The organism is uncultured Cedecea sp. (assembly GCF_947498825.1).
Taxonomy (GTDB): Bacteria; Pseudomonadota; Gammaproteobacteria; order Enterobacterales; family Enterobacteriaceae; genus JGM124.
In genome coordinates, this window is record NZ_CANMLV010000007.1 from 210,517 (window position 1) to 221,450 (window position 10,934).

At 48.5% G+C, this 10,934-nt stretch carries 9 protein-coding genes; 7 read left to right on the forward strand and 2 right to left on the reverse strand.

Annotated features, from left to right (window positions below; genetic code table 11):
- Positions 1-52: 52 nt before the first annotated feature.
- Complete coding sequence (fumA, locus tag Q1A40_RS10670) at positions 53-1,699, reverse strand: class I fumarate hydratase FumA (RefSeq protein ID WP_299999954.1); 1,647 nt, start codon at positions 1,697-1,699, stop codon at positions 53-55.
- Between the two features lie 272 nt (positions 1,700-1,971).
- On the opposite strand from fumA, the gene manA reads away from it, so the two are divergent.
- From manA to add, 3 genes are all read left to right on the forward strand, one after another.
- The gene (gene manA, locus Q1A40_RS10675) at positions 1,972-3,147 is read left to right on the forward strand and encodes a mannose-6-phosphate isomerase (RefSeq protein ID WP_299999956.1); all 1,176 of its coding nucleotides are present in this window, start codon (positions 1,972-1,974) and stop codon (positions 3,145-3,147) included.
- A gap of 150 nt (positions 3,148-3,297) precedes the next feature.
- Complete coding sequence (locus Q1A40_RS10680) at positions 3,298-4,992, forward strand: YdgA family protein (protein ID WP_299999958.1); 1,695 nt, start codon at positions 3,298-3,300, stop codon at positions 4,990-4,992.
- 246 nt (positions 4,993-5,238) lie between these two features.
- Complete coding sequence (gene add, locus Q1A40_RS10685; RefSeq protein WP_299999960.1) at positions 5,239-6,240, forward strand: adenosine deaminase; 1,002 nt, start codon at positions 5,239-5,241, stop codon at positions 6,238-6,240.
- Between the two features lie 74 nt (positions 6,241-6,314).
- Here the strand turns inward: add and Q1A40_RS10690 are convergent, their stop codons facing one another.
- Positions 6,315-6,983, reverse strand: a complete 669-nt coding sequence (locus tag Q1A40_RS10690; RefSeq protein WP_299999962.1) for an MmcQ/YjbR family DNA-binding protein — start codon at positions 6,981-6,983, stop codon at positions 6,315-6,317.
- Between the two features lie 289 nt (positions 6,984-7,272).
- On the opposite strand from Q1A40_RS10690, the gene Q1A40_RS10695 reads away from it, so the two are divergent.
- From Q1A40_RS10695 to rsxC, 4 genes are all read left to right on the forward strand, one after another.
- Positions 7,273-7,710: a DUF2569 domain-containing protein gene (locus tag Q1A40_RS10695; protein ID WP_299999964.1), complete on the forward strand. Its 438-nt coding sequence runs from the start codon at positions 7,273-7,275 to the stop codon at positions 7,708-7,710.
- A gap of 78 nt (positions 7,711-7,788) precedes the next feature.
- Positions 7,789-8,370 (forward strand): electron transport complex subunit RsxA, encoded by a 582-nt coding sequence (gene rsxA / locus Q1A40_RS10700; protein WP_299999966.1) that lies wholly within the window; start codon positions 7,789-7,791, stop codon positions 8,368-8,370.
- Positions 8,370-8,945 carry an electron transport complex subunit RsxB gene (gene rsxB / locus Q1A40_RS10705; RefSeq protein WP_299999968.1) on the forward strand — a complete coding sequence of 192 codons (576 nt, stop codon included), beginning with the start codon at positions 8,370-8,372 and terminating at the stop codon, positions 8,943-8,945. The genes rsxA and rsxB overlap by 1 nt, the downstream gene beginning before the upstream one ends.
- On the forward strand, positions 8,938-10,934 hold a 1,997-nt coding region (gene rsxC, locus Q1A40_RS10710; protein ID WP_299999970.1), incomplete at its 3' end, for an electron transport complex subunit RsxC. The genes rsxB and rsxC, both read left to right, overlap by 8 nt.

Sequence of the window (10,934 nt, forward strand, 5' to 3'; positions counted from 1 at the left end):
CTCCTCACGCGATAAAAAAAACCGCCCAAAAATTAACCGGGCGGTTAGTTGATTACTTAACGCATTTAGCACACTGAGAGGACTGGATCTGCTGGAAGAAATCATTCCCTTTATCATCCACAAGGATAAATGCCGGGAAATCCTCAACTTCAATTTTCCAGATAGCTTCCATTCCTAATTCAGGATATTCAATACATTCGAGACTTTTAATGCTGTTCTGTGCCAGTACAGCTGCCGGACCACCAATGCTTCCGAGGTAGAAACCGCCATGCTTGTGGCAGGCATCGGTCACTTGCTGGCTGCGATTGCCTTTGGCTAACATAATTTTGCTTCCGCCCTCGGCCTGTAAGGCATCTACATAAGAGTCCATGCGCCCGGCTGTTGTCGGGCCAAGTGAGCCTGAGGCATAACCTTCAGGGGTTTTGGCAGGCCCGGCATAGTAGATAGGATGATCTTTAACATACTGCGGCAAGCCTTCACCGTTATCGATGCGCTCTTTCAGCTTGGCATGAGCGATGTCGCGCGCCACGATAATCGTACCGCTCAATGAAAGACGGGTTGAAACAGGATAAGAAGAGAGCTGAGCGAGGATCTCTGACATCGGGCGGTTTAAATCGACTTTGATCGCTTCGCCTTCGCCACTCTGGCGCAATGACTCAGGAATATATTTCCCCGGATTATTTTCCAGTTTTTCCAGCCATACGCCCTGCTTGTTGATTTTGGCTTTAATATTACGGTCTGCGGAACAAGAAACCCCCATTCCTACCGGACAAGACGCCCCATGGCGCGGCAGGCGGATAACTCGAATATCATGCGCAAAATACTTCCCGCCAAACTGCGCGCCTAACCCCAGATTCTGCGCTTCCTCCAGCAGCTCTTGCTCAAGTTCGATATCGCGGAATGCCTGTCCGTGCTCATTACCGGAAGTTGGTAGTTCGTCGTAATACTTGGTCGAAGCCAGCTTAACGGTCTTCAGCGTTGCTTCTGCTGACGTGCCGCCAATCACAAATGCCACGTGATATGGCGGGCAAGCCGCAGTCCCCAGGCTACGCATTTTATCCACCAGGTAGTTCTTCAGTTTGCCAGGTGAAAGCAGAGCTTTAGTTTCTTGATACAAATAGGTTTTATTGGCAGAACCGCCCCCTTTGGCAATACAGAGGAATTTATATTCGTCACCATCAACACTGTAGAGGTCTATTTGTGCGGGTAAGTTCGTGCCAGTGTTAACTTCTCTGTACATATCCAGCGCCGCATTCTGGGAGTAGCGCAGGTTATCTTCGACAAAGGTGTTATATACCCCTAATGATAAAGCCGCTTCATCACCCCCACCGGTCCAGACATGTTGCCCTTTTTTACCCATAATGATGGCGGTACCGGTATCCTGACAGGTGGGCAGAATACCTTTGGCTGCAATTTCTGAGTTACGCAGGAATTGCAGAGCGACATACTTATCGTTTTCGCTGGCTTGTGGATCATTGAGAATATCGGCGACTTGCTGCTGATGTGCGGGGCGTAACATAAAAGAGGCATCATGGAAGGCATGCTTAGCCAGCAGTGTCAGGGCTTGAGGGTCAACTTTCAAGACTTCGTTGCCATCAAAATCAGCGACCGAAACATAATCACTGGTGAGTAAATAGTACTCGGTTTTCTCTTTCTGAAGCGGGAATGGTTCTTGGTAATGAAAGGCTTTATTCGACATTGTTCTCTCACTTACGACAACAGTAACGTTAATATTATTGTTCAGCACAGTCTAGAGCGCTGCGTTCAAAACAAGTCGTAATATGCTACACATTTTTTTAACAAAAACTGAGACTAATACGACTTTTTATTGCCTGGGTTACTTCTCAGCGATTTATTGCTTTAATAGCGATATCTTATCTAAATATTTCAATTTGCTTCCAGAAACAGAGTTCCACCTCCGAGGTCTTTGAAGTATGGCAGGTATATCAACACATTATTCATGGAGCGATCATGCAAAAGCTGCGTAATTCTATTCAATATTATGCCTGGGGAAGCCATACTGCCTTAACATCGCTGTATAGTTACCCTAATCCTGACAATAAGCCCATGGCAGAGCTGTGGATGGGCGCGCATCCCAAGAGTAGTTCATCCTTGATCGATCCACAGGGAGGCGCAAAACCTCTGCGTGATGTCATTGATGAGAACAAAACAACGCTTTTAGGTAAATCAGTGGCAGAACGCTTTGGCGAGTTGCCCTTCCTGTTTAAAGTACTGTGTGCGGCACAACCTCTTTCTATTCAAGTTCACCCGAATAAACAATCCGCTGTGGATGGTTTCGCCAAGGAGAATGCCGCTGGTATTCCACTGGATGCGGCTGAACGTAACTATAAAGATCCGAATCATAAACCTGAGCTGGTCTATGCTCTGACTCCCTTTCTGGCAATGAATGGTTTCCGTGAATTTTCGGAAATTGTCGCGTTGTTACAACCTGTTTCTGCGGCACATAGTTCGATTAATCGTTTCTTACAACAGCCTGATGAAACCCAGCTTTCGCAACTGTTCGCCAGTCTGCTTGCATTGGAGGGTGACCAAAAATCTCGCGCTTTAGCGGTCCTCAAATCAGCGCTCAACCACCAGCGCGGTGAGCCTTGGGATACTCTGCGTGCTATTAGTGGGTTTTATCCTAATGACAGTGGTCTGTTCTCGCCGCTATTGTTAAACGTCGTCAAACTGGCCCCCGGTGAAGCCATGTTCTTGTTTGCAGAAACACCGCATGCTTACCTGGATGGCGTGGCGCTGGAGGTTATGGCAAACTCAGATAATGTATTACGTGCAGGGTTGACGCCAAAATATATTGATATTCCTGAACTTATTGCTAATGTAAAGTTTGTCGCTAAACCAGAAAACCAGCTGCTTATGCAGCCTGAACAGGTAGATAACAGACTCGACTTCCCGATTCCGGTTGACGATTTTGCCTTCTCTATTCATACCTTAAAAGAGCAAGCAACACCGTTAAACCAAAACAGTGCTGCGATTGTCTTTTGTATTGAAGGTGAAGCGATACTGACTGACGCGCAAGAGACGTTAGTTCTGAAAGCGGGCGAGTCAGCGTTTATTGCGGCTAACGACACCACCGTCAGTGCCAGCGGGTATGGTCGTCTGGCACGGGTATACAATAAAATTTAGCCGCCAGCTCCGTGCTTGTTTGCTAAACTGAGCGCAGGCTTATTATTTAAGCCAACCTGCAAGGCCGAAAATCGGGGACAGCACGGTGCTGAAACTGAAGTAATTTTAGTCGTCAGGTAAGGAAAACCGTGGTTTTCCTTACCTGACAAGTTGTCTGAACGTCTGTCAGCAGGCGTATTTACTCATCCGGTAGAGGTGATTACCGGTATTCTCAATATGGAACTTAATACAATGAAAAAATCTCTGGTTGCGGTAGGTGTTATTGTCGCATTGGGCGTGGTATGGACGGGGTCATCCTGGTATATCGGTAAGCAACTTGAAGGCCGTATGGCCGAGTTGGTGCAACAGGCCAATAGCGAGTTAACCAAATCTCTCCCGGAGGCAGGGATTGTTCTTAGCTACGAAAATTACCAGCGTGGTGTCTTTGAGAGTCAGATGCAGTTAGTTTTAAAAAATGCCTCTGATACCCAAAATTCACTGCTACCCGCAGGCGAAGCAATCGTATTTAATGAGACCATTACTCATGGTCCACTGCCGGGTCTGAGACATATTAGTTTGATGCCAGCCATGGCTTCTGTTCAGTCTGAGTTAGCAAAAAACAACATCACTCAACCCCTGTTTAATGTCACAAAAGACCAGTCACCGATTAATGCCGTTACCCAGATAGCCTTTGACGGGGCAACCTCTTCTGTTATCAACCTGATCCCTGTCGACTACACCAAAGATAAGGACCACGTTGTCTTTAGCGGTAGCACCATAACGGCTGACGTTGATGCGAAAGGCGATAAGGTTAAATTCGAGCTGAATTCCGCCAACGGTAGCATCGACACTGTCAGTAACATCGGACAACCTGTTAAAGCCACCTTTAACGGTATCAGCCTTGCAAGTGACTCACAGCTCACCATCGGGGATCTGCGTGTTGGTACACAAAAAGTAGGCATACAGAATCTGACACTGAATGTTGACGGTAAAGAGATGGCTGCATTAAACGGGCTGATGCTGACGGGCTTAACCGAATTACAGGCAGATAAAAAGAACATTTCTCTGCAAGCCGATTATACCCTTGACTCAGTGAAAGCACAGGGACAGGATTTCGGTAGCGGCAAGCTGACCATGAAAGTCAATAATCTGGATGCAGAAGCCTTGGCCACCGTGAGCAAAGTCTACACACAAGAATCCCAGAGACTGCTTGCAGATCCAGAAACCATGCAAGACCCTGAACTCTATAGCCAGAAAATGGTCGACGCGTTGGTCGCCACTTTCCCACAACTGTTAAAGGGCAATCCAACCCTGAGTATTGCACCGTTAAGCTGGAAAAATACCAAAGGCGAAGCGACCTTTAATCTGGCGCTGGCGCTGAAAGAGCCACAACCGACCGATGCCATTCCAGAGACCGCCGAAGCGATGTTAGGCCAATATTTAACCTCACTGGATACTCGTCTGGTGATTCCTATGGATATGGCTATTCAGCTGGTCAGCCAGGTTGGACAACTGGAAGGCGCTACGCCTGAAGAGGCAGAGAAAGCCGCTACTGAGCAAGTGAAAGGTCTGGCTGCGATGGGACAAATGTTCCATATCACTAAAGTTGAAGATAACAGTATCACTGCAACGCTGACTTTCACAGATGAAAAAGCCGCACTGAACGGCGAGACCGTTCCTCTTGGTGACCTGCTTGGTGCCCTGCCTCTCGGATTAAGCAGCGAAGAAGAGGAAGACGTACCGGACATGACTGAGCCTAGTGCGGAAACAGAAGCAGAAGCAGAAATGCAAGTAGAACAAGATCCTGAAGCAACTGCCCCAGCTATTATGGTTCCGGCTGAACCAGAAGATGCTCCACAGCAATAAGTGATACTAAGAATCAAGTATTTTTAGTTTACTGAGCTTATCAAACACCCTGTAAGCGCCATGCTTCCGGGGTGTTTTGTATCTGTGGAGCCTTAAGTTCATGGCTTTTTTGCGCAAAAACAGCCCATAATTCAAGCTGATTTCTTGCCCCCCACCTTTTTGTTGCGCAACAGCATTTGTTTCATAGCTATTTATACGCATTTGTTTTTATACTATGCCGCACTTCCTTCAATAAATGAGTGCACTATGCTTGATACCAGCCTGCCGTTAACCGACCTTCATCGCCATCTTGATGGCAATATCCGGGCACAAACCATCCTTGAACTCGGTCGCGAATTTAACCTTGCCTTACCTGCCAGCACTCTGGAAAACTTGCGTCCGCACGTACAAGTCGTGGAAACCGCGCCAGATTTGGTCAGCTTCCTGCAAAAACTCGATTGGGGAGTGAAAGTTCTTGGTTCACTGGAGGCCTGCCGCCGCGTGGCGTGGGAGAATATTGAAGATGCAGCGCGTAATGGCCTTCATTATGTCGAATTACGCTTCTCCCCAGGCTATATGGCCATGAGTCATCAGTTGCCTGTCGCCGGTGTCGTAGAAGCGATTATTGAGGGAGTGAGTCAGGGATGTCGTGATTTTGGGATCCAGGCTCGTCTTATCGGCATTATGAGTCGTACATTTGGTGAAGCCGCTTGTGAGGCTGAACTGAATGCCCTACTGGCACATCGGGATAGTATTACCGCCCTCGATCTGGCCGGTGATGAGCTCGGTTTTCCGGGGCATTTATTCCGTGAACACTTCACGCGTGCTCGCGATGCGGGTTGGCGTATTACTGTTCATGCAGGCGAAGCTGCAGGACCTGAGAGTATCTGGCAGGCTATTCGTGAACTGGGGGCTGAGAGAATAGGACACGGAGTGAAAGCCGTCGAAGACCTAGCGCTGATGGATTATCTGGCTAAGCACCGCATTGGTATTGAGTCTTGTCTGACTTCGAACATTCAAACCAGCACTGTTGCTTCATTGGATAAGCACCCGCTGGCGACATTTTTAAACCACGGTATTCTTGCCACCATTAATACCGATGATCCGGCCGTTCAAGGTATTGATATTCAGCATGAGTATCAGTTTGCTGCACCTGCTGCCGGACTTAGCTCGGAACAGATTCGTACCGCGCAGCAAAATGGTCTGGAAATTGCGTTTTTAACACCGGCAGAGAAACAGGCTATCGCCGCTAACGTTCGCGCCAGTTAATTGCTCTGAACAGGGTATCCCGGATAAAGATACCCTGTTACCAGAACGTCGCGGACTATCTCTGCGTTGACATCCTATTTTGCCAGCAGATAGCTGTCGGCTATTTTTTCCATTATCTCTTCATCTTTCAGGCGTCCGTCGAGACAAACAGTGAACCAGTGATTTTTATTCATATGGTAGCCCGGAAAATAACGGTTATTATCAATCAGACGTTCTTTATTTTCCGGACGCATTTTTAAGTCCAGCACTTCTATTATTCCCTCTCCCTGCAGGCCCAGCTTACCTTTTTCTACCGTGAGCAATGCTGCAAACCATTTATTATTATCCTGACGCCGGGCGATAGCATTGCGGGGAAATTTAGCCCACAGATACTCAAGTTGAATAGCGTATTGCTGTTGAATAAATTGGATAACCTTCATGGACTGTGGTGAAGTGAAGATAACGCGGGTGAAACAGTGCATCAGAATATCATTTATAACTTCATCATATTCACGGCGAATTTTTCCAACAAACTCCCCCTGGGTCGCTGCATTCAAATGCAGCATGTAGGTTTCATTCACATCGAGATCGATTATCTGAGTTTTTAATCTCTTTTCCGGCGTTATCTCGAGTCGTAACCTGAACGAGGGTACCGCAAGCATGTGATGGCAGATATAACTATGTTCTTTTTTTTCAAAACCATAGGCCTGCAATTTTTTTACATCAAGCTGATAATGTTCCAGACTAATATCATTAGTAAGCATATAGATAACCCGCTGACGCCCCGTTTCTTTAATCCGACAAGGCCACTGTATGAAAGAGAAGCTACGCAACATTGTCTGATGTACGTTGTAGCGGTCAACCGACTTACCAGCTACTTACCCTGAACAGAGTGTAAAAGGGCGACAGGAATTGATCAGATTGTGCTTTTTTGTGCGTTAAAATCCATGTAGTCCGGTCAGGGTAGCTTTCAGACAGGCAGCACAGTAGCATTAAGAGCAAAAATACTTATAATCACCCGCTTGAATAATATCAGGTGGCACAGGAATTTTCATGACAGTAAAACCTCCACGTATCGCAGGCTGGCTTCTTGTTCCGCTAGCCTGGCTCTTGATGTCACTGCTCAGCAGCTCTCTCGCCGTAGCGATTTACGTGATGATGTTACTCGCGCCAAATACCCATCAAATGATGGCGAATCAAGGCTCTAATATGCTGTTTATGTGGTATTTTTCCGTTATATGTGCGCTGGTCATGTGGTGTTATACCTTGTGGTTAACCATTGCTTTTTTTAAACGTCGCCATCATGTCGTTCGTCACTATATTCTGTGGTTAATGTTTTCCCTGATTCTGGCAATTAAGGCTTTTGCCTTATCCCCGGTAACGGATAGCGTTGCCTTGCGCCAGCTAATGTTTCCGTTACTGGCCGCTGCACTGGCAGTGCCCTATTTAAAACGGTCAAAACGGGTTAAAGAAACCTTTATCAATCCGTAATAACCCTACAGTCATTCTGTTGCTGACACGAGTTGATTAATCAATAATGGGCAGCTTTTTTTCGTTTTAGGTCGAATCATGTCAGATTACTTACTGCTTTTTGTGGGGACAATTTTGGTCAATAACTTCGTTCTGGTGAAGTTTCTTGGTCTGTGTCCTTTCATGGGTGTATCCAAAAAGCTGGAAAGTGCCATCGGAATGGGACTTGCTACCACCTTTGTGATGACGATCGCTTCTATTTTTTCATGGATAATCAATGAGCTGATCCTTATCCCACTGGACGTAGGTTATTTACGTACGCTGTCATTTATTCTGGTCATTGCCGTTGTTGTGCAATTTACTGAGATGGTGGTTCGTAAAACCAGTCCGGCACTTTATCGCCTGCTGGGGATCTTCTTACCCTTAATTACTACTAACTGTGCGGTGCTGGGCGTAGCGTTACTGAATGTTAACCTGAACCATAACTTCCTGCAGTCAGCGCTGTACGGATTCTCCGCAGCGGTCGGTTTTTCGTTTGTGATGGTCCTGTTTGCCGCTATTCGTGAACGTCTGGTGGTGGCTGATATCCCTGCGCCTTTCAAAGGTAATGCTATTGCATTGATTACCGCAGGTCTGATGTCCCTGGCATTCCTTGGCTTCAGCGGGTTGGTGAAGTTCTGATGAGTACCCTGTGGATTGCGATTATCGCCCTTACCTTCCTGGCGTTAATCTTTGGCCTTATTCTGGGCTATGCCTCGCGTAAATTTGCCGTTACCGAAGATCCTATCGTTGAGCGCATTGAAGAGATCCTACCGCAAAGCCAGTGCGCGCAATGCGGCTATCCTGGCTGCCGCCCTTATGCTGAAGCGGTCGGTAATCAAGGGGCAAAGATTAATCTGTGTGCACCGGGGGGCGAAGCCGTGATGCTTAAAATTGCCACCTTACTCAATGTTGAACCTCAGCCGATAGACGGTGATAACCAGGCCGAACCGGTGCGAATGCTGGCCATCATTGATGAGGCCAACTGTATCGGTTGTACCAAATGTATTCAGGCTTGTCCGGTTGATGCCATTATTGGTTCGACCCGTGCTGTGCATACTGTTATCAGCGATTTATGTACTGGTTGTAATCTTTGTGTTGACCCCTGCCCGACTCGCTGTATCGATTTACGCCCTGTCGCTACCACTACTGACACGTGGAAATGGGATTTAAACAGTATTCCGGTGCGAAATATTCCGGTGGATCCTCATGTTTAGTTTTTTAAAACGTTTTACTCAAAACCGCATCTGGGATTTTGACGGCGGTATTCATCCCCCGGAGATGAAAACACAATCCAGCGGTACACCACTGCGTCAGGTTCCATTACCTCCGCAGCTCATCATCCCGTTGAAACAGCATATCGGTGATGAAGGCGAGCTGTGTGTAAAAGCAGGCGATTATGTTCTTCGCGGACAGCCTCTGACCCGTGGCTGGGGACGTATGCTGCCCGTGCACGCACCCACTTCAGGCACCATCAGCGCAATTAAGTCGCATATTACGGCCCACCCATCAGGCCTGACTGAACCCAGCGTCATACTGACAGCCGACGGGGAAGATCGCTGGTTTGAACGAGATGGCTGGCGTGACTATGCAGAACGCCCTCGCGCTGAGCTTATTGAGCGTATTCACCAGTTTGGTGTGGCAGGTCTTGGTGGAGCAGGCTTTCCGACTGCCACCAAACTCCACGGCGGCGGCGATAATATTAATACGCTGATCATTAACGCCGCTGAATGCGAACCCTACATCACTGCCGATGACCGGTTAATGCAGGATTGTGCCGCACAAATTGTCGAAGGCATTCGTATTCTGGCCTGCATTCTCCAGCCACAAAAGACGCTGATAGGTATTGAGGATAATAAACCGCAGGCAATTTCAATGCTACGTGCGGTATTGGCGGGCAGTGAGGATATACAACTGCGCGTGATCCCGACCAAGTACCCTTCTGGTGGAGCAAAACAGCTTACACAGATCCTGACCGGTAAGCAGGTGCCCCACGGCGGCCGCTCTTCGGATATCGGTATCCTGATGCAAAACGTCGGTACAGCTTATGCCATTAAACGGGCCATTGTTGATGGTGAACCCTTAACGGAACGTGTCGTGACATTGACCGGACAGTCGGTTCAAAAACCGGGTAACGTCTGGGCGCGTTTAGGTACACCTGTCGCACATTTAATGGCCTTTGCTGAGTTCCAGCCAACCAGCGAACAAAAAGTCATTATGGGGGGGCCCTTGATGGGCTTCACGCTACCGGCTTTAGACGTTCCGGTTGTGAAGATTACCAACTGCTTACTGGCGCCTTCCGTTGAGGAAATGGCCCCTGCACAAGAAGAACAAGGTTGTATCCGGTGCAGTGCGTGCGCCGATGTCTGCCCGGCAGACTTATTGCCACAGCAGTTATACTGGTTCAGTAAAGGTCAGCAGCATGATAAAGCAACCAGCTATAACCTGTCTGACTGTATTGAATGTGGCGCCTGCGCCTGGGTTTGTCCAAGCAATATTCCATTGATTCAATACTTTCGCCAGGAAAAAGCAGAAATACGCGAAATAGAGCTGGAAGCCAAACGCACAGCAGAGGCCAAAGCACGTTTTGAAGCGCGTCAGGCTCGTCTTGAACGTGAGAAAATCGCCCGTCAAGAGAAACATAAATCTGCCGCAGTGCAGCCAACCCGTCAGGATAACTCAGCGATTAAAGCCGCTCTGGCTCGGGTACAGAGCACGAAGTCAACTTCGGACAGCGCAGCCATTGTTATCAAACCAGGCGCAGTTCCCGATAACAGTGACGTTATTGCCAGTCGCGAAGCCCGTAAGGCACAGGCACGAGCCCGTCAGGCAGAGAAAAATCGTCTTGCCGAAACGACCGCCAGTGACGCAAATCTTGCTGCAGAAGGTTCCGATCCGCGTAAGACCGCGGTTGAGGCCGCTATCGCTCGCGCCAAAGCGCGTAAACAGCAGCAGACTGGATCTGAACCCGCGGTTAACGAGCCAGCCGCTGAAGCCATCGACCCGCGTAAGGCCGCAGTTGAGGCGGCTATCGCCCGCGCCAAGGCGCGTAAACAGCAGCAGGCTGAACCTGAGCCCACGGTTAGCGAGCCAGCCGCTGAGGAAGCCATTGACCCGCGTAAGGCCGCGGTTGAGGCGGCTATCGCCCGCGCCAAGGCGCGTAAACAGCAGCAGGCTGAACCTGAACCCGCGGTTAGCGAGCCAGC